This is a genomic window from Sinorhizobium sp. 22678 (genome assembly GCF_052044265.1).
Lineage (GTDB): Bacteria > Pseudomonadota > Alphaproteobacteria > Rhizobiales > Rhizobiaceae > Sinorhizobium > Sinorhizobium meliloti_A.
This window is the reverse complement of sequence record NZ_JBQEMS010000003.1, coordinates 151827-169919: the sequence shown is the minus strand read 5'-3', so window position 1 is coordinate 169919 and position 18093 is coordinate 151827. Positions and strand designations below refer to the sequence as shown.

Annotated in this window: 17 protein-coding genes and 1 pseudogene; 16 read left to right on the top strand and 2 right to left on the bottom strand. The window is 63.6% G+C overall.

What is annotated here, in order from left to right:
- Window positions 1–31: 31 nt before the first annotated feature.
- The 12 genes and pseudogenes from ACTJKL_RS06385 to ACTJKL_RS06330 all read left to right on the top strand — a co-directional run bounded on the left by ACTJKL_RS06385 (window position 32) and on the right by ACTJKL_RS06330 (window position 11692).
- Window positions 32–2089, top strand: coding sequence for a hypothetical protein (locus tag ACTJKL_RS06385; RefSeq protein WP_440852479.1), 2058 nt, complete (start codon window positions 32–34; stop codon window positions 2087–2089).
- A 239-nt stretch (window positions 2090–2328) separates the two neighbouring features.
- Complete coding sequence (locus ACTJKL_RS06380) at window positions 2329–2667, top strand: ArsR/SmtB family transcription factor (protein WP_018096111.1); 339 nt, start codon at window positions 2329–2331, stop codon at window positions 2665–2667.
- A 32-nt stretch (window positions 2668–2699) separates the two neighbouring features.
- On the top strand, window positions 2700–3164 hold the full coding sequence (locus ACTJKL_RS06375; protein ID WP_127708166.1) for an SRPBCC family protein: 465 nt from the start codon (window positions 2700–2702) through the stop codon (window positions 3162–3164).
- Entirely contained in the window at window positions 3161–3610 is a 450-nt protein-coding gene (locus tag ACTJKL_RS06370) for a GFA family protein (protein WP_100671176.1), read from the top strand. The genes ACTJKL_RS06375 and ACTJKL_RS06370 overlap by 4 nt, the downstream gene beginning before the upstream one ends.
- Window positions 3611–3821: 211 nt before the next feature.
- A complete protein-coding gene (urtA, locus tag ACTJKL_RS06365; RefSeq protein ID WP_440852478.1) occupies window positions 3822–5114 on the top strand; it encodes an urea ABC transporter substrate-binding protein in 1293 nt (430 codons plus the stop codon).
- Between the two features lie 142 nt (window positions 5115–5256).
- The gene (gene urtB / locus ACTJKL_RS06360) at window positions 5257–6870 is read left to right on the top strand and encodes an urea ABC transporter permease subunit UrtB (RefSeq protein WP_440852477.1); all 1614 of its coding nucleotides are present in this window, start codon (window positions 5257–5259) and stop codon (window positions 6868–6870) included.
- A complete protein-coding gene (gene urtC / locus ACTJKL_RS06355) occupies window positions 6867–8042 on the top strand; it encodes an urea ABC transporter permease subunit UrtC (RefSeq protein WP_324764489.1) in 1176 nt (391 codons plus the stop codon). Before urtB ends, urtC begins: the two co-directional genes overlap by 4 nt.
- Before the next feature lie 5 nt (window positions 8043–8047).
- The gene (urtD, locus tag ACTJKL_RS06350; RefSeq protein WP_440852476.1) at window positions 8048–8800 is read left to right on the top strand and encodes an urea ABC transporter ATP-binding protein UrtD; all 753 of its coding nucleotides are present in this window, start codon (window positions 8048–8050) and stop codon (window positions 8798–8800) included.
- An 18-nt stretch (window positions 8801–8818) separates the two neighbouring features.
- Window positions 8819–9514, top strand: a complete 696-nt coding sequence (gene urtE / locus ACTJKL_RS06345) for an urea ABC transporter ATP-binding subunit UrtE (protein WP_440852475.1) — start codon at window positions 8819–8821, stop codon at window positions 9512–9514.
- Between the two features lie 366 nt (window positions 9515–9880).
- Window positions 9881–10309, top strand: a complete 429-nt coding sequence (locus ACTJKL_RS06340) for a BRA0787 family protein (protein WP_102763705.1) — start codon at window positions 9881–9883, stop codon at window positions 10307–10309.
- Window positions 10310–10457: 148 nt separating this feature from the next.
- Window positions 10458–10643, top strand: a pseudogene (locus ACTJKL_RS06335) (ABC transporter permease); the annotation flags it as partial.
- 62 nt (window positions 10644–10705) lie between these two features.
- The gene (locus ACTJKL_RS06330) at window positions 10706–11692 is read left to right on the top strand and encodes a substrate-binding domain-containing protein (RefSeq protein WP_440852474.1); all 987 of its coding nucleotides are present in this window, start codon (window positions 10706–10708) and stop codon (window positions 11690–11692) included.
- On the opposite strand, the gene repB is transcribed toward ACTJKL_RS06330, so the two are convergent.
- On the bottom strand, window positions 11689–12750 hold the full coding sequence (gene repB / locus ACTJKL_RS06325; protein WP_440852473.1) for a plasmid partitioning protein RepB: 1062 nt from the start codon (window positions 12748–12750) through the stop codon (window positions 11689–11691). The genes ACTJKL_RS06330 and repB overlap by 4 nt on opposite strands.
- A gap of 3 nt (window positions 12751–12753) precedes the next feature.
- Window positions 12754–14001: a plasmid partitioning protein RepA gene (gene repA, locus ACTJKL_RS06320; RefSeq protein WP_440852472.1), complete on the bottom strand. Its 1248-nt coding sequence runs from the start codon at window positions 13999–14001 to the stop codon at window positions 12754–12756.
- A gap of 347 nt (window positions 14002–14348) precedes the next feature.
- On the opposite strand from repA, the gene ACTJKL_RS06315 reads away from it, so the two are divergent.
- Genes ACTJKL_RS06315 through ACTJKL_RS06300 form a run of 4 tightly spaced genes read left to right on the top strand, consistent with a single transcriptional unit; the run spans window position 14349 to window position 18085 of the window.
- On the top strand, window positions 14349–15185 hold the full coding sequence (locus ACTJKL_RS06315) for a metallophosphoesterase family protein (RefSeq protein ID WP_102763701.1): 837 nt from the start codon (window positions 14349–14351) through the stop codon (window positions 15183–15185).
- Window positions 15182–16348: an ABC transporter ATP-binding protein gene (locus ACTJKL_RS06310; RefSeq protein WP_411926531.1), complete on the top strand. Its 1167-nt coding sequence runs from the start codon at window positions 15182–15184 to the stop codon at window positions 16346–16348. The genes ACTJKL_RS06315 and ACTJKL_RS06310 overlap by 4 nt, the downstream gene beginning before the upstream one ends.
- Entirely contained in the window at window positions 16341–17252 is a 912-nt protein-coding gene (locus tag ACTJKL_RS06305; RefSeq protein WP_275599479.1) for a carbohydrate ABC transporter permease, read from the top strand. The genes ACTJKL_RS06310 and ACTJKL_RS06305 overlap by 8 nt, the downstream gene beginning before the upstream one ends.
- Window positions 17249–18085: a carbohydrate ABC transporter permease gene (locus tag ACTJKL_RS06300; protein ID WP_275599478.1), complete on the top strand. Its 837-nt coding sequence runs from the start codon at window positions 17249–17251 to the stop codon at window positions 18083–18085. Before ACTJKL_RS06305 ends, ACTJKL_RS06300 begins: the two co-directional genes overlap by 4 nt.
- Window positions 18086–18093 lie beyond the last annotated feature (8 nt).

Here is an 18093-nt window from a genome sequence, read left to right as displayed (position 1 = left end):
GCGGCCGAGGCGTAGCCGAGAGAAGGCCACGATGCTGAAATACCTGCTCTTGTTCGTGTCGTTGAACGCGCAGACGGCCGCGTTTGCTGCTGAAGCGGTAGACTTCAGCCTCGTTGCGGAGGCTATGCGGCGCCGGCCTGAGTGCGCCACAAGCGTGAACTGCGAGGCGTCTACCGGATGTCTCGTTCCTCCCCCGGAGCTGGTCGAGCCCGGGCAGGCCGCGGCCACAGCCGAACGCTCGACTCCTCGCCGGACGAACCACGAAACATTCCACGCCTGTCGCGAGATGGTGTTGCGATTACGGTCGGCCGAAGCCATCGTTCGTGACCTGGTTTCACGGCTATGGCCTTCCGACCGCGCGAACGGTTTCGCGACGACATTGGAGGCCTGGAACCGTGAAGTCTCTTGGGCGCCGGCCTCCGCAACGGAAAGGCCAGTCACCAAGTTCGGCGACGAGCTGCGCGCCGTATTCGGACCTCTGCCGGAAGGCAATTGCCTCGCTGAAGATTCGAGGCGTCTCGGTCTGGAAGTGGGCGGCAATCTTGTGGAGCTGAGGCCCAATCCGTCGAAGTCGAACGCGCTGGAGTTCGAGCACCTCGATACGTTCGGCAGACATGTCAAATGGACCGACCGGATCGACAGATGCGACAAGCCTTCGCTTGCAGGGGTGACTTATTGCGGGATGAACTCCCGTCTGAGGCGCGTCGTGCGCGGCGCTGTGGAGTGGGTGTTCCTTTGCAGGAAGTCATCCAGGAACCTCGAGCTTAGCACCGATCCCTACTGGCGGGAGGGGGATCCGCGGTTCGCCCTTTATGGCGCGATCGGTTTCAACGAGATGACGGGGGAGGTCTCCTTCATCGACGGGAGGAAAGACCGCGAAGTCTTCGATTGGAGAGAAACGTTTCCGCCGCCCGGTGGCGCATCCTACTCCGACGTTGAAGGCAGAGCCCGCACAGAAGATCTGTACGACAGGTCGTTCAGGGTCGATTGCTTCGCATGCCACGACAACAAGGAACCCCATGTCATCGACCCGCACGTCAAGCAGGCGAGGGTCGGTTATCGTCACGGCTGGGACGACGAGAGCTCCATCGCTTTTGGCCTCGGAGCGTTTCTGCCGAAAAGGAAAGGGCGGGCAGAAGCTCCGTTCCGCGTCGTAGGATCCAGCTACACGGCGGCTCGACGGGGGCGAATGACGGAAGCAAAGATCGTCTCCATGCCGGGACATCCGTGCACCTCGTGCCATGTCTTGACGACGCAGGAGACGGGCCAGCGCTTTGCCGCTGACGCCGCTGGAAAGAAGCCGACGGCGATACTCTCTCCCGAGCGGGCACTGCCGCTTCTCGGCCAGCGAAAATTTCTGGCGGTGGTGGGCGAGCACCGCACGGCATGGGCGACGAGAAGCGGTGCAGGCAAGATCCACCCATGGATGCTGCCCCATTATGGCGGCGACCTGTCCGAACAAGCGCCCCCGATTACCGACGCCGAATGGCGGGCGCTCAGTCAATGCCTGTGGAGCGCCGGCGGAGAGGAGTGCGGATACAGACCGCTCTACACGGCATGCCCCAGCCCGGGGCGCAACGGCGACGGCTACAGTCCCCAGGAATTTTCCACCGAGATCGTTTCACCGGTCTCCCCGCGAGACGGTTTCGACCGGGCGATACGGCTGAAGTGGAAATATCTGAACGGCTATGGAAAGGTGCCCGAACGCGACGACGTGCGTTTTCACATCGCCGTCAAAAAGAAGTCTTTGTCCGGGACGGCTCCTGCGCACGCCGAAGACTACCCGACCATGGCGGAGGCCAGGGGTGATCAATTCCAAGCCGTCACGGGGGAGGTCGGCACGTCCGGCTCTGCGATCCTCCTGAAGGACGCGTCCTTCATCGGCCATCGCAAGTGGACGGATCCGCTGCCCGCCAGCATGCCGCGGGATTACAGCATCGAAATCCCGGCGAGCTGCGGCGAGCGGTACCTGTTCCGCATCCTGCCGAAGCGCTTCTGCTTCGACTACAACGGCATCGCCTACGGCACCGAGGAACACCTCATCCATGCCGACGTGGTTTGCGCTCCGCGTTCGGCCGGCATGCGTTGATCGGTTGCACCGCACCCCCCCGCAACCGCAACGTCGCTAAACTCCCGCGCCAGAGCGCCCAGTGTTCATTAAACACCGAAGCTCTCCAAGCCTTTGAATCTGCCTACTTCCGCACCGTAGGCACTCCTCCTGGAGGTGCTCTAGCGAGAACACCCGCCCATTGCAGATCGCAGCTCTTGACAGAACGCCACGCTACTGCAATAAACCATCAAGTTAATTAACCTGATGGTTTATCAATGTTGGACCAACTCAGCAGCACCCTCTCGGCATTGGCCGACCCGACCCGCCGTGCCATCGTTGCGCGCCTCGCCGCCGGCGAGGCGACGGTGAACGAACTTGCTGCTCCGTTCGATATGAGCCTGCCGGCGGTTTCCAAACATCTGAAGGTCTTGGAACGTGCGGGGCTGATATCCCGGGGCCGCAACGCCCAATGGCGGCCCTGCCGGCTGGAGGCGGCGCCGTTGAAGGAAATCGCCGATTGGGTCGAGCGCTACCGCCACTTCTGGGAGGGCAGTTTCGACCGGCTCGACAGCTATCTTCACGAGTTGCAGCGCAACGAAAAATCGGATCACGACTGAACCGGGTTCGCCCGACCGCAAGGGAGAAGATCATGAATGCCCCGTCTCCGAAGGAAGAGATCGCGCTCACCATCACGCGCGTCTTCGACGCGCCCGCCAACCTCGTCTTCAAGGTCTGGACCACACCCGAACACCTGGTGCGCTGGTGGGGCCCGAAGGACTTCACGGTGCCCGCGATCACTGCGGATTTCCGTGAAGGCGGCGCCTGGCGCGGCTGTATCCGCTCGCCTGAGGGCCAGGACTACTGGGCGCACGGCATCTATCGCGAGATCGTGGAGCCGAGCCGTATCGTCCTCAGCTTCGCGTGGGAAGAGGAGGGCGCCATCGACACGCTGATCACGGTAACCCTTGAGGACGTGGCGGGCGGCACGCGTCTCACCTTCCGCCAGGCGCCGTTCACGAGCGCCGAGAGCCGCGATTCTCATGCGGAAGGATGGGGCGAGTGCATGGACCGGCTCGTTTCCTATGTCGCTGCCCGGAAGGAGGAAATACAATGAAGAAGACCTATCACGGGAGCTGCCACTGCGGCGCGGTGCGCTTTTCCGCAAATCTCGACCTCGCTCCGGAGGGAAAACGCTCCCCAGCGCCGCGGCCCGGCGTGTGGTGGACGACGACCTTCCGCTGCAACTGTTCCTCCTGCCTCAAGACGCGATTCTGGAAGGTGTTCGTCACGCCCGAGGATTTCTCCTTGCTTTCAGGCGAAGAGGCCCTGGCGGAGTACCGCTTCGGCGAGCGCATGATCCGCCACGTGTTCTGCCGGCACTGCGGCGTCCACCCCTTAGGCAGCGCCGACTTCGAGATCATGGGCGGGCCGTTCCATGCGGTGAATATCGCCTGTCTCGACGACGCGACCGACGAGGAGCTGGCGAATGCCCCGATCGTCTATGAGGACGGGCGCCATGATGCATGGGACCGGCCACCCGCGGTGACGGCCTATTTGTGAGGAGCGTGCCGCTCCTTCGCGTCTGCCGCGGTAGCGACCTGGATCCGCGGCAGAAAACCCCGGGCGGTAAGCCCAAGCTTCCTTCTTCCCCCCGGCACCTACGTAGAATGACGTATGTGCAGTGCAGCGCGGCTGCCCGATGATCCCCGAGCAACGGCCATGGAGAACGGCCACTTGCCTTGCGGCGATCGGAACAAGGGGGTTCAATCAGATGACTATCAGGGCACGCGTCACCGGCGCATTTCTCGCTGCCGTCCTTTCGACGACGGCGTTCAACGGCGCCTTTGCGGCCGACGACACGATCAAGGTCGGCATCCTGCATTCGCTTTCCGGCACCATGGCGATCTCCGAAACGACGCTCAAGGACGCCATGCTGATGCTGATCGAGGAGCAGAACAAGAAGGGCGGCCTGCTCGGCAAGAAGCTGGAAGCGGTCGTCGTCGACCCGGCCTCGGACTGGCCGCTCTTTGCCGAAAAGGCGCGCGAGCTCGTCTCCGTCGACAAGGTGTCCGCCGTCTTCGGCTGCTGGACGTCGGTGTCGCGCAAATCCGTGCTGCCAGTCTTCGAAGAGCTGAATTCCATCCTCTTCTATCCGGTCCAGTACGAGGGCGAGGAAAGCCAGCGCAACGTCTTCTATACGGGCGCCGCTCCCAATCAGCAGGCTATTCCCGCCGTCGACTATCTGATGGAAAACGAGGAAGTCGAGCGCTGGGTGCTCGCCGGCACCGATTACGTCTATCCGCGCACGACCAACAAGATCCTCGAGGCCTACCTGATCTCCAAGGGCGTCGCTCCCGAGGACATCATGATCAACTACACGCCTTTCGGCCATTCCGACTGGCAGACGATCGTTTCCGACATCAAGAAGTTCGGCTCGGCCGGCAAGAAGACCGCGGTCGTCTCGACAATCAACGGCGACGCCAACGTGCCGTTCTACAAGGAGCTTGCCAACCAGGGGATCAAGGCCGAGGACATCCCGGTCGTCGCCTTCTCTGTCGGCGAGGAGGAACTTGCCGGCCTCGATACCGGACCGCTCGTCGGACACCTCGCTGCCTGGAACTATTTCCAGTCGGTCGACAACCCGGCCAATGCCGCGTTCATCGAGACCTGGCAGGCCTACACCAAGAACGACAAGCGGGTGACCAACGACCCGATGGAAGCCCATTATATCGGCTTCAACATGTGGCTGAAGGCAGTCGAGAAGGCCGGCACCACGGATACCGATGCCGTGCTCGACGCCATGATCGGGGTCTCGGTACCGAACCTTTCGGGCGGCTATTCGACGATGATGCCGAACCACCACATCACCAAGCCCGTGCTGATCGGCGAGATCCAGTCCGACGGCCAGTTCGAAACTGTCTGGGAAACGCCCGGCCTCGTCGTCGGCGACGAATGGTCGGACTACCTGCCGGACTCGAAGGACCTGATCTCCGATTGGCGCGCGCCCATGTCCTGCGGCAACTTTAATGTGGCCACCGGCAAGTGCGGCGGCAAGGGTTCCTGATTTCATGACGAAAGACTTGCTAAGGAAGCGGCCCGGGTCGGGTCGCTCCCCCGAACGCCCCTTTTCATGACGCACCGCTAGCTCGAAATCCCCTCCGTCCGAATGCGTCCCTTCGGACGGAGGACTGCAAGGCGAGAGACGAATGTACCGCACCATCCAAACCGTGCTGGCTGCCTTGTTCCTCTTCGTTGCGATGGCTCCGGGGCTTCGCGCGGAAGAGGGACTGCGCGATCTGGTGAACGCGCTCGGCGAGGCGAAGTTGTCCGAGATGGACGAACACATCGCGGCACTGGCGAGAACCGGAAAGCCCGAAGCCGTCGCCATCCTCGAGGCGCTCGGTGAAGGCGGGCTCTATGCCCGCAAGGCGGACGGCCAGGTCTTCCTGACGAAGGAGAGCGGTTCGAACCTGACCCTCACGGATCCGATCTCCGGCGACAGCGCCGGCGAAGCGCCGAAGGCGGCACTTTCGAAGATCAGGGTGAACAACAGCGTGCGGCGCGCCGTGCGCACCGCCCTCGGCAGCCTGACGCTCCTCAGTCCCGATCGAAATCAGCGGCTCAGGGCTGCGCAGTCGGTGCTGCAATCGCCCGATCCCGACGCGCTTGGCACCATCGAGAATGCGCTTACTGCCGAGAAGGATGGAGCCGTTCGTGCGGTCCTCGAACAGGCGCGCGCCACGATGCTTCTTCTCTCCGACCGGCCGGTCGAGGAGAAGAAGGAGGCGGTGCGGCTGCTGGAGGAAAGCGGCGGCCGCGAGGCGCTGCCGATCCTTTCTGCCGCGCTCGGCTCCGCCGACGAAAGCCTGAAGCCGGACATCGAGGCGGCGCTCGCCAGCATCGAACAGGCGCAAGCCTTCTGGAATGCGGGCCAGAACATATGGTACGGCCTGTCGCTGGGCTCGGTGCTGCTGCTTGCGGCGATCGGCCTCGCCATCACCTTCGGAGTCATGGGCATCATCAACATGGCGCATGGCGAGATGGTGATGCTCGGCGCCTATACGACGTTCCTCGTTCAAGATGTCGTGCGCACCTCCTTTCCTCATCTTTTCGATTGGTCCCTGGCAATCGCGCTGCCGCTCGCCTTCCTTGTTACAGGCGCCGTGGGCCTCGCGCTGGAACGCGGCGTCATCCGCTTCCTCTACGGTCGCCCGCTCGAAACGCTGCTTGCCACCTGGGGCATATCGCTCATCCTGCAGCAGACGGTGCGGACGATCTTCGGCCCCACCAACCGCGAAGTCGGCAATCCGTCCTGGATGTCCGGCGCCTTCGAGATCGGCGGACTGGCGATCACCTGGAACCGCCTCTGGATCATCGTCTTTGCGCTTGCCGTGTTTGCAGCACTTCTCTTTCTGCTCAAGAAGACGCCGATGGGCCTGCAGATGCGCGCCGTAACGCAAAACCGGCGCATGGCCTCCTCCATGGGCATCCGCACGCCCTGGGTCGATGCGCTGACCTTCGCGCTCGGCTCCGGCATTGCGGGCATTGCGGGTGTGGCGCTTTCGCAGATCGACAACGTCTCGCCGAACCTCGGGCAGGGTTACATCATCGACAGCTTCATGGTCGTGGTCTTCGGCGGCGTCGGCAATCTCTGGGGAACGCTTGTCGGCGCCTTCTCACTCGGCATCCTCAACAAGTTCCTCGAGCCCTACGCCGGCGCCGTGCTCGGCAAGATCCTCGTGCTCGTGCTGATCATCCTCTTCATCCAGAAGCGGCCGCGGGGGCTCTTCGCACTCAAGGGCCGGGCGGTGGAAGCATGATCACCTCGTTTCTCGTCAAATCGCTGGATCGGACCATCGTCACGGCCGTCGCGATCCTGCTGGCACTGGCCGTCACCGTTCCCGCGCTCAACCTCCTGACCGCCCCGGACCACCCGCTGCATGTGCCGACCTATCTGGTTTCACTCTTCGGCAAGTACCTGACCTATGCGCTCCTGGCTCTGGCGCTCGATCTCGTCTGGGGTTTCTGCGGCATTCTCTCGCTCGGGCACGCTGCCTTCTTCGCGCTCGGGGGCTATGCCATGGGCATGTATCTGATGCGCCAGATCGGTTCACGCGGCTCCTACGGCAATCCGCTGCTGCCGGACTTCATGGTCTTTCTCAACTGGAAGGAGCTGCCCTGGTTCTGGCACGGCTTCGACATGTTCTGGTTCGCGGCGCTGATGGTGGTGCTGGTGCCGGGCCTCCTTGCCTTCGTCTTCGGCTGGTTCGCCTTCCGATCGCGCGTCAACGGGGTCTATCTCTCGATCATCACCCAGGCGATGACCTATGCGCTGCTGCTCGCCTTCTTCCGCAACGACATGGGTTTCGGCGGCAATAACGGGCTCACGGATTTCAAGGACATCCTGGGCTTCAACATCCAGGCAGACGGAACGCGTGCGGCGCTTTTCGCCGCCTCCGCGCTGGCGCTCGCCGTTTCGCTCGTCGTCACCTCGGGCATCGTCCGCTCGAAATTCGGAAAGGTGCTGGTGGCGCTGCGCGACGCGGAAAGCCGCACCCGCTTCCTCGGCTATCGCGTCGAGCACATGAAGCTCTTCGCCTTCACGGTCTCGGCCATGATGGCAGGCGTCGCCGGCGCGCTCTACGTACCGCAGGTCGGCATCATCAATCCGGGCGAGTTCGCCCCCGCCAATTCGATCGAGGTGGTCATATGGACGGCGGTCGGCGGGCGCGGCACGCTGATCGGACCGATCGTCGGCGCGATCCTCGTCAACGGCGGAAAAAGCATCTTCACCGCCGCCTTCCCCGAATTCTGGCTCTTTGCGCTCGGCGGGCTCTTCGTCCTCGTCACGCTTTTCCTGCCGAAGGGGGTGGTCGGCACGGCGCAGAACTATCTGGCAAGCCGGCGCGCTTCCCACGCGGCGGCCCGGAAGCAAAGCGAGAGCGAAAAAGCGGCGACCCTTGCGGCCGCCGAAACGATGGCCGCGGAGTGATCGCCATGACCGGAAAGAAGCCCAGGAACCTGCTCTATCTCGATGGCGTCTCCGTCTCCTTCGACGGCTTCAAGGCGCTGAACTCGCTCTCCTTCGTCGTGGAGCCGGGGGAATTGCGCGCGATCATCGGCCCCAATGGCGCCGGCAAGACGACGATGATGGACATCATCACCGGCAAGACGCGGCCGGATGAGGGCGAGGTCTTCTTCAAGGGCGACATCGACCTCACCAGGAGGGACGAAGCGGCAATCGCCGAGCTCGGCATCGGCCGCAAGTTCCAGAAGCCGACCGTCTTCGAGAACCATACCGTCTGGAACAATCTGGAGCTGGCGCTGAACCGCAGCCGCGGCGTCTTCGCGACGCTGTTCTATCGGCTGACGAGAGAGGACGAGAGCCGCATCGAGGAGATCCTTTCGACTGTGCGGCTCACGGCGCGCCGGGACGAACTCGCCGCCAATCTCTCGCACGGGCAGAAGCAATGGCTGGAGATCGGCATGCTGCTCGCGCAGGAACCGGAACTCCTGCTCGTGGACGAGCCGGTGGCCGGGATGACCGATGCGGAGACGGCGGAGACCGCGATCCTCCTGAAGGAGATCGCCAGGACGCGTTCGGTGATCGTCGTCGAGCACGACATGGGCTTCATCCGCGATCTCGGCGTTAAGGTCACCTGCCTTGCGGAAGGCTCGGTGCTGGCGGAAGGCTCGATCGATTTCGTCAGCAACGATCCGAAGGTGATCGAGAACTATCTCGGCCGATGAGCGGGAGGAATTGAACCGATGCTGAACGTCGAAAACGTCAGCCTGCATTACGGCGCCGCCCAGGCGCTTCGCGACGTCTCGTTCAAGGCGGAGATGGGCAAGATCACCTGCGTGCTCGGCCGCAACGGCGTCGGCAAGTCCAGCCTGCTCAGGGCCGTCACCGGCCAGCATGCGGTGACGAGCGGCACGATCTCTTTCAACGGCACGCCGCTCGACGGCATGGCGCCCTTCCGACGCGCCAAGCAGGGCGTCGGCTACGTGCCGCAGGGCCGCGAGATATTTCCCCTGCTGACGGTGAAGGAGAATCTCGAAACCGGATTCGCTCCGCTGAGGCGGGCTCAACGCTCGATCCCCGACGACATCTTCAGCCTGTTTCCGGTGCTTCAGACGATGCTCGGCCGGCGGGGCGGCGACCTTTCGGGCGGTCAGCAGCAGCAGCTCGCGATCGCCCGCGCTCTCGTGACACGCCCGATAATCCTGGTGCTGGACGAGCCGACCGAGGGTATCCAGCCGTCGATCATCAAGGACATCGGCCGCGCGATCAAATATTTGCGGGATTCGACCGGCATGGCGATCCTGCTCGTGGAGCAATATCTCGATTTCTGTCGCGAGCTTGCCGACCACGTCTATATCATGGACCGCGGGGCTTTCGTGCATGAGGGGCCGCCGGAGACGCTCGACACGCCGCAGGCGCGCCGGCATCTAACCGTTTGAAGCCGCATAACGAGCCTGCGCGCGGTTTTCCACAGACCCGAAAATAGCCGGCAAAGTCAATGGTTTGGACCGAAGACCTGATCTCAGCGTCGCCTGCGGGCGACAGAAAAATCCACTTCTTTTGTGGATTGCGTTTGCCCGCTCAAGCGCTTTGACCCATACTGCACATGCATGTTCGATGATTGCTCCTGCGTGGTTCTTCGACCGGAGGCGGTCGAAGGGTTAGCCCATGCAGCAGTTCAAAGTGTCACGGCGCGTTCCATGTCTCCGGACGAAACATGGTGCCGTGGCGAGTTTCGCAATCACATCCCGCTGACAGAATTGGCCATTTCGCGTTTCCGGCCTATCCAATCGGAGGAGACCCTAATGACGAATTTCCTGCCCGCCCTTCACGAAGGGCACGCCCCCATTACGCTCCAGACGCTCTTCAAGGACGCCCTCGAAGCCTATGACGATTGGGAGGAGGGCATGCCCGAACCCATCGTTTCCTTCGAGGACAAGGTGCTTCCGGTCAGTGCCGTTTTCGAATGGATGAGACCCTGCACGGACCTCATGCCGGCCAATATGATCGGTATAGTCACCGATCGGCTGACGAAGCCCTGGAGCGGCGCCGGACCGCTGGACGCAATGACCTTCTCGACCGCCGCCCGGGTCATGTCCATTCTGGTGCGGCGGCGCTTGAGACGCTTCGGGCGCGGCTCCATCGAGGCCTTTGCCGACCGCTTCAGCCATCCGATGCATTCCGTTCCGTCGCCATCGCCGGATTCGGCGGGATCTCGATCGGCACGCTTATAAAGCCACCGCCCGCGACCGTGGCGATGCCCGATATGGTCATCGTTGCGGCCGTGCTGCGCAGTCCCCCGCCGGACGCGCCTGCCGTCGCCGCTGCCGGCCTCGGCTATCCGGGTGCCTTTGGCGCCATTCCCGTCGGTGTGCTTCGTTCGTGCTGCTCGCAGGCTGTGCGTCCGAGGCGGCCCAGGCGATGGGGACGCATATTACCTGCCGTCGATTGCGGCGGTCGTGCTCGAAGGCACGTCGATCCCTGGCGGCGGGACTCCTATCTCGGCACGGTAGCAGGCGTCTCCTGATCACGCTCCTGCTTTACGGCCGCGCGCCGCCGAGCCGCTAGAGCCCTTTCATAAACCGGCACCTTCAATCCGCTGTCATAAAACCGCGATAGGGCGTCGGCGGATGGCGACGCTGCAACAGATAGCTTTTCATGCCGGCTGCTCGCTGGCGACGGTCTCACGCGTCTTGCGGGGCGAGGGGCCGGCGAGCGGCGAAATGGTGCGCCGCGTGCGCCGCGCAGCTGCCGAACTCGGCTACAGACCGGTGCCTTCCGCGGGCGCAAATAGCGGGCGCAGCCGCCCGGTCGTCGGCGTGCTGGTGCCGAGCGTGACCAACCCGGTCTTCGCGGCGTCGCTGGCGGGCATACAGCACCGCATGCAGACCGCGTCGCATGGCGTTCTGATCGCCCAATCGAACTACGATTCTTCGGCGGAAGTCCGCGCCGTCGCTGCACTTCTGGAGCAGCGCCCGACCGGGCTCATTCTGACCCTCTGCAACGCCGAGACCAGCGAGGCGCTCTCGGCCGCGCTGCCGCCGACGATCCTTCTCAACAATCGACCGGTCCCGCGTTTTCCAGCCGCCGTGACCGTCGACAATTACCGGGCAGGATACGAGATCACCAAACACATTCTCGCCCATCGCCACCGCCGCATCCAGTTCGTCTCAGGCTATTTCGCCTCGTCCGACCGCGCGCACCTGCGCTACGTCGGCCATTCAGCGGCGATGCGGGACGGCGGGTATTCGGCACTTCCGGCGCTCCAAATCCCCTTCGTCGACGGCTACCAAGATCTGGAGCTTTCCCAGGTCATCGAAAAGCATGCGCCAACGGCAATTGTTGCGTCCAACGACCTCCTGGCGCTGGGGGTGATCGCCGCGCTCCGGCGCGAAGGCCTCTCCGTTCCCGAAGACGTTTCCGTCGCCGGTTTCGACGGAATCGCGATCGGCCGGCTGATGAAGCCGTCGCTCACGACCGTGGCGATGCCGGATGCGGACATGGGTGTCGCTGCGGCCGCCATGCTGCTCGACATCGCTGAAAACAGCGTGCAATTCCGCCACCTTTGCCTCGACTACCGGCTTTATCCCGGCGAGACGGTGAGGATGGCGGGCTAAGTCTTCCGATTCTCGACGAAGGCAGCATGCCACTTGGCGAGCATCGACACGGCTTCCTGGACGACGGCCGGATGGGTGCCGGGCAGGAACTCGATCCTCGGGGCTTTGCCGTCGCGCTTCAGCCGCGCGAAGACCCGCCCCTTAGCATCTTTCAGCTCCTCCGGCTTTTCCGGTTCCGGTTTGTCGCTTTGCGACAGGCGATTGAAGACGAGCTGAAAGCGCTGGTCTGAATCGACGGCGCGGAAGCGTGGCGAAGCGATCTCGTCCTGGGCTCTGGCGCGCGCCTCTTGCCTTTCAAGCAGCGTCCCGATCGCCATCCAGCGCTCGCGCCCGGCCTTCGGCGCCGGGCCGATGGCGCGGGCGACTTCGTGCGGCACGCCGTCCGCCACCTGCAGGAGGCGCGAAAGCTCGCTTTTCTGCACCGCAAGCGCATCGCCGATCACCTTGCGGTCAAAGCCGCGCGCTACGAGCGCAGCGGCGAAAAGCGCCCGTTCGATGAAGGAAAGGTTGCGCCGCTCGGCATTTTCCTTGCCTTGGGCAAGCACGAGCTCGTCATCGGTCAGCGTCCGGACGATCGCCTTTACCTGGAGCTCGAGCCGGCGCACCGCCTTCAGGCGCCGGTGGCCGTAGGCGGTCTGGTAATGGCCCCGCTTTTCCGGGTGCGGCCGCACGAGGATCGGCGATTGCTGGCCGTTCTCGCGAATGCTCTCGACGAGCGCGAGGAAATCCGCATCGTCTACCTCGCCATCGGTCAGCCGATCCTCGACGAAGGAGCTTTCGACCAAAGCCGGATCGAGCGAAACGACGCGTTCTCCCTGGGTCAACGCCTCCCTGAGCACCCGTGCTTCCTCGGCCTCGCGGGTGATGCTGCCGAGAGAAAGCCCCATGGCCTTCACTGCGCCGGAAGCCGCACGGGGCGCATCGAGCGGGGCGGCGGGCCTGGCGTTGACAGGTGTCAACTCGGCCGGCGCCGCTTCGGCGGGGGCTTGCTGATCGCCGGCAGGCGCGCTTCCCGAAAACAGCGCCCGCAACTCGTTTTTCCGGTTGTTACCAGCCATGACTCAGCGCCCCCATGCCCCGTGAATGAGAGCCTCGATCTCGCCGTTGACCGCGTTCAGCGATTCGATCGCGCGATCATAGGTCGCGCGGGTGAAATTCTCCCGGCCGACCTCGTAGAGCGTCTGCTTGGTGAGACCTGCATCCGAGATCGCGGTCGATTTTACCATCGCGGAGGTCAGCACCCGGTCGCCGAAGAGCGAGCGCATGAAGCCGACGATCTGCGCCTGCGGTCCGTCATTCGGCTCGAAGCGGGTGACGAGATAGCGCAGGAAATCGAAATTGAGCTCGCCGCCGGCCTCGCGCACCACGCTGAGCAGGTCCGAAGTCATGTAGAGGAACTGGTTCATCGATGCGACGTCGAGCATCTGCGGATGCACGGTGACGATGACCGACGTTGAAGCGCAGAGCGCCGAGAGCGTCAGGTAGCCGAGCTGCGGCGGGCAGTCGATGACGACGACGTCATAGGCGTCGGCGACGCTTGTCAGCGCCGCCTGCACCCGTGCGAAGAAGAGCGGCCCCGCATCGGCACCGCTCTGCCGCGCACTGAGCGCCTGCGGCGTCGTGTGTTCGAACTCCTGCAGTTCGAGGTTGCCCGGCACCAGGTCGAGCCCGTCGAAATAGGTCTTGCGGATGATATCCTTCAGTGGCCGCGCCTCGGCGTCGTAACGGATTGCGCCGTAGAGCGTATCGTTGCCGGTCAGGTCCAGTTCCGGCTGGTAGCCGAACAGCGCCGAAAGCGATGCCTGTGGGTCGAGGTCCACCGCGAGCACCCGGTGCCCGGTCAGAGCGAGATATTGTGCGAGATGGACCGATGAGGTCGTCTTGCCGGAGCCGCCCTTGAAGTTGGTGACCGAGATCACTTGCAGATGCTCGCTTCTCGCGGCATCGCGCCATTTGAGATAACCGCGCGCCTTGGCGCCATTGCCTTTGGCAATCGCCTGTTCGGCCAGATGCCGACGCAGCGCGTTGATATCGGAGAGCGAATAGGAGCGTCGTCCGCCGGCTCCGGTGTCGGGCTGCGGTCCCTCGCCAGCCAGCGACAGCTGGCGCAAGTATCCGTCGGAAACCCCGATGAGCTTGGCTGCCTCGCCGGAGGTGAAGCTCCGGAGCGTCTTCCTCGCTGTCGGCGCAAAGAGCCGGTCTCGCATCGCCTTCAGCTGTTCGGAAAGCGCCCGCGCGTCGGCGGCGATAGCCTCGTCTGCCGGTTTGCGCAATGCCCCGCCGGTCGCTCCTGCCGTCATCATATCCATGGTCTAAACTCCTCGTGCCCGCATGGCGCCTCGCCGCCGTGCAGATGCGCCTGCCGCATTTCCTAACAGGTAATCACTGAGCTACGCCGAAATGTGAAATATGCGGTCTATTCCGTTAGAGGAATGATTCATCCTCTGATTCGCGTCAACCATTTTTCGGAGCGCGCGCTCGGCAAAGCGATAGGCTGGAGATTGAAACTTTCATGGAGAAACTGAAAAACAACTGAGAAGGCCTGTTACCAAACTGACATGGGAGCCCCTTAAAGAGAGCGCCAAAGCGACGCTGAGCGGGGTACGGCCTCTCATGCATGTCGCCCCTGTCAACACGCGCCGGAGGCCATGCTCCCATGAGGATCGTGCAGATCAGCGATACCCATTTCAGCCCGACAAAATCCCATTTCAACGACAATTGGGAGCCCGTTGTCCGCTGGATCGAGACGATCGGCGCCGACGTCGTCGTGCATACGGGCGACCTTACGGTAGACGGCGCGGACCAGGAGGAAGACATCGTCTTCGCGATGGACCTCCTCCGCAGGCTGCCGGTACCGGTGCTGATCGTGCCCGGCAATCACGATGTCGGCCATCTGCCGGGCTCGGATCAGCAGGTCAACGCCTTGCGCCTCGCTCGCTGGCGCAGGCTCGTCGGCCCGGATTTCTGGTTCTCCGATCACGGCGGCTGGCGGCTCATCGGCCTCGACAGCCTTCTTCTCGGCTTCGACGACGCGGAAGAGGAGAGGCAGTTCCGCTGGCTGGCGGAGGCACTTGAGAGCCGCGACGGCCGCCCCGTCGCGATCTTCGCCCATAAGCCGCTTTTCGTCGACGATCCGGCGGAAGGCGATACCGGCTATTGGAGCGTGCGGCCGAAACAGCGGCAGCGGCTTTACGGGTTGATGGCGGAGAACGATGTCAAGCTCCATGCGAGCGGTCATCTACACTGGGCCTGGCAAGGCCATCATGCCGGCACCGATCTCGTATGGGCGCCGCCGACCTCCTTCATCATAGACAAGCTGGAGCGGGAAATGCCCGGCGAGCGCCTCGTAGGCGCGGTTGTCCACCACCTGGGCGAAGGTCGCATCGACAGCGAGATCGTCGCGGTGCCCGGGCTGAAGCCTTACGTCCTGGATCACATGGTGGAAGAGGTCTATCCGCAGGCCGCGAAGAAGCTCGTGGGAGCGGCGCGATGAGCATTCTTTCGCTCCGCGGCATCGCCAAGTCCTTCGCCGGCAATGCGATCCTCAAGGGCGTGAGCCTCGAAGCGGAGGAGGGCGAATTCGTCGCGCTCGTCGGACCCTCTGGCTGCGGCAAGAGCACGCTTCTCCGCATCGTCGCGGGATTGGATCATGCGGATCGCGGCGAGATCGTCATCGGCGGCCGCGAGGTCTCCCCGGTCGCAGCCGCCGACCGCAACGTCGCCATGGTGTTCCAGTCCTACGCCCTTTATCCGCATCTGACCGCCGGCCAGAACATCGCAGTGCCCCTCGCCATGCGGCGGCTTTCGGCGGCTGAGCGATTTCCGTTCGTCGGCAATCTTCTTCCCGGTCAGCGCCAGATCCGCGCCGACATCCAGCGGCAGGTTCGCGAGATGGCGTCCTCCCTCAAGATCGACCATCTGCTCGATCGCAAACCCGGACAGATGTCGGGCGGCCAGCGCCAGCGTGTGGCGCTCGCCCGCGCCATGGTCCGCCGCCCTAGCGTCTTCCTGATGGACGAGCCGCTCTCCAACCTCGACGCGAATCTGCGGGTCCATGCCCGCAGCGAGATCGTCGAGTTGCACCGGCGCGCCGGCGTGCCGACGCTCTATGTCACGCACGACCAGTCCGAGGCGTTGTCTATGGCCGACAGGGTGGCGGTGATGATCGGGGGCACGCTCCTGCAACTGGCGTCGCCCAGGGAAATCTACGACGATCCCGCCCATGTCGAGGTCGCCCGCTTCCTGGGCCAGCCGCGTATCAACGTGGTGGAAACGCGGATGGATCCGTCGGGCATCGTGCGTTTCGGATCGCTCACGCTGGCTGGCGAGAAGCCGGCTTCGGGCGAGGCGTCGGTGATGCTGGCCGTGCGCCCCGAATTCGTCCGTTTTAGCGGAAATCCGGACGGCATCCTCACGGCGCGCGTAGAGCGGACGGAATTTCTCGGCTCCGAAGTGATCGTGCATGCCCGTCTCGGCGCCATTGGCGAAACGATCGTCGCCAAGATCAGCCCGGCCGAAGCTTCCTCTCTTACCACCGGCATGCCGGTGTCGGTCGAGATCGAACCGGATCGGGCGATGCTCTTCGCCGCCTCGGGCGAGCGGCTGCGGGCAAAGACAGTTGCCGCCGACGCGGCGCTGGAGAAGGCTCATGGTTAGCATCGCGTCCGATATGCCCATGGCGAGGGCCGACCGGCGCGAAGCGCGGGTCGCCTGGTTGCTCGCCGCTCCCGCGATCGTGCTCTTGTTCCTCTTCATTCTGCTGCCGACATTCGCGGTCGTGCTCCTCGGCTTTACCGATTTCGAGCTCGGCTATGGCGGCTTCCGTTTCGTCGGGTTGGAAAACTACGCGGAACTGATCGGCGACCGCACCTTCCGCCGTTCGCTCTGGAACACGGCCGTCTATACGGCGATCGTCACGCCGGTATCGATCGTGCTGGCGCTGGGCGTCGCGCTCCTGATCGAGGCGGAGACCCGCGCAAAGGCGTTCTTCCGGACCGTCTATTTCCTGCCCGTCGCCTCGCTTCTGGTCGCCATGGCGACGGTCTGGCAATTCCTGTTCCATCCCTCAATCGGGCCGATCAACACCTTCCTGGCACAGCTCGGCATCCCCGGACCGAACTGGCTCGGCGCCTCCGGCACCGTGCTTTACGGGCTTTCGATCATCGGCATCTGGCAGTCGGTCGGCTTCAACATGGTGCTGTTTCTCGCCGGGCTGACCGCGATCCCGGGCGAGCTCTATGCCGCCGCGCAGGTGGACGGCGCGAAATCCCGGCTGGACCGGTTCCGGCTCGTCACCTGGCCGATGCTCGCGCCGACGACGCTCTTCGTCACCACCATCAGCATCATCAATTCCGTCAAGGTCTTCGAGACGGTGAAGACGCTCACCGAAGGCGGGCCGAACAAGGCTTCCGAAGTGCTGCTTTTCACCATCTACCAGGAAGGCTTCGTCTATCTCCGGGTCGGCTATGCCTCGGCGATGACGGTGATCTTTCTCGCGATCCTCGTCGTCCTGATGTTCCTGCAATACCGCGTTCTCGACCGGAAGGTGCATTACGCATGACCGTAAACAGCCTTTCTCCCGGCCGCATCCTGCGGTTCACGCTCCTGTCGCTCGGCGCTCTCATCTTCCTTGCGCCTTACATCTTCATGATCTCGACGGCCGGCAAGGCGCAGAGCGAGATCTTTTCCTCCTCGCTGTCGCTGATCCCGCAGCAATGGTCCTATGTCGAGAACTTCACCAAGGCGCTGTCGCGCGTCTCGATGCCGATCCTGCTTCTGAACGGCGTGATCGTCTGCGCGATGATCTTTATTGTTCAGGTCGTGGTCGCCATTCCCTGCGCCTATGCCATGGCGAAACTCAAGTTCCGCGCCGCACGCCTGATGATGGTGCTGGTGATGCTGGGGCTGCTCGTGCCGATCCATGCGACCGCGCTGCCGCTCTATGTCGCCTTCGACCGGCTGGCAGTGCTCAACAGCTACACGGCACTCGTCGCGCCCTTCTCGATCTCGGTCTTCGCGATCTTCCTGTTCCTGCAGTTTTTCCGTGCCATTCCCGATGATCTGATCCATGCCGCCCGGCTCGACGGCATGTCGGAGATCGGCATCGTCGCACGCGTCGTCGTGCCCAATGCCTGGCCGGCGATCACCGCCTTCGCAATCTTTTCGGTGGTGGCGCACTGGAACGACCTGTTCTGGCCGCTGGTGGTCGTCACCAACCAGAACTACGCCACCCCTCCGCTCGGCCTTCTCTATTTCCGCGCTGCGGAAGCCGGCGACGACTACGGCGCGCTGATGGCGGCCACGCTGATCATTACCCTTCCCCTCGTCGCCGCGTTCCTCGTCGCACAGAAGCGCTTCGTCGAGGGCATAACCATGACCGGTCTCAAGGGCTGATCGGTCGA

Bases quoted from the DNA above. Each gene is read 5' to 3' on its own strand.
- urtA (WP_440852478.1), top strand. From the start codon at position 3,822: ATGACTATCAGGGCACGCGTCACCGGCGCATTTCTCGCTGCCGTCCTT.
- ACTJKL_RS06310 (WP_411926531.1), top strand. From the start codon at position 15,182: ATGAGCATTCTTTCGCTCCGCGGCATCGCCAAGTCCTTCGCCGGCAAT.
- urtB (WP_440852477.1), top strand. From the start codon at position 5,257: ATGTACCGCACCATCCAAACCGTGCTGGCTGCCTTGTTCCTCTTCGTT.
- ACTJKL_RS06370 (WP_100671176.1), top strand. From the start codon at position 3,161: ATGAAGAAGACCTATCACGGGAGCTGCCACTGCGGCGCGGTGCGCTTT.
- ACTJKL_RS06385 (WP_440852479.1), top strand. From the start codon at position 32: ATGCTGAAATACCTGCTCTTGTTCGTGTCGTTGAACGCGCAGACGGCC.
- repB (WP_440852473.1), bottom strand. From the start codon at position 12,750: ATGGCTGGTAACAACCGGAAAAACGAGTTGCGGGCGCTGTTTTCGGGA.
- ACTJKL_RS06305 (WP_275599479.1), top strand. From the start codon at position 16,341: ATGGTTAGCATCGCGTCCGATATGCCCATGGCGAGGGCCGACCGGCGC.
- ACTJKL_RS06330 (WP_440852474.1), top strand. From the start codon at position 10,706: ATGGCGACGCTGCAACAGATAGCTTTTCATGCCGGCTGCTCGCTGGCG.
- urtC (WP_324764489.1), top strand. From the start codon at position 6,867: ATGATCACCTCGTTTCTCGTCAAATCGCTGGATCGGACCATCGTCACG.
- ACTJKL_RS06375 (WP_127708166.1), top strand. From the start codon at position 2,700: ATGAATGCCCCGTCTCCGAAGGAAGAGATCGCGCTCACCATCACGCGC.
- ACTJKL_RS06340 (WP_102763705.1), top strand. From the start codon at position 9,881: ATGACGAATTTCCTGCCCGCCCTTCACGAAGGGCACGCCCCCATTACG.
- ACTJKL_RS06300 (WP_275599478.1), top strand. From the start codon at position 17,249: ATGACCGTAAACAGCCTTTCTCCCGGCCGCATCCTGCGGTTCACGCTC.
- ACTJKL_RS06315 (WP_102763701.1), top strand. From the start codon at position 14,349: ATGAGGATCGTGCAGATCAGCGATACCCATTTCAGCCCGACAAAATCC.
- urtD (WP_440852476.1), top strand. From the start codon at position 8,048: ATGACCGGAAAGAAGCCCAGGAACCTGCTCTATCTCGATGGCGTCTCC.
- urtE (WP_440852475.1), top strand. From the start codon at position 8,819: ATGCTGAACGTCGAAAACGTCAGCCTGCATTACGGCGCCGCCCAGGCG.
- repA (WP_440852472.1), bottom strand. From the start codon at position 14,001: ATGGATATGATGACGGCAGGAGCGACCGGCGGGGCATTGCGCAAACCG.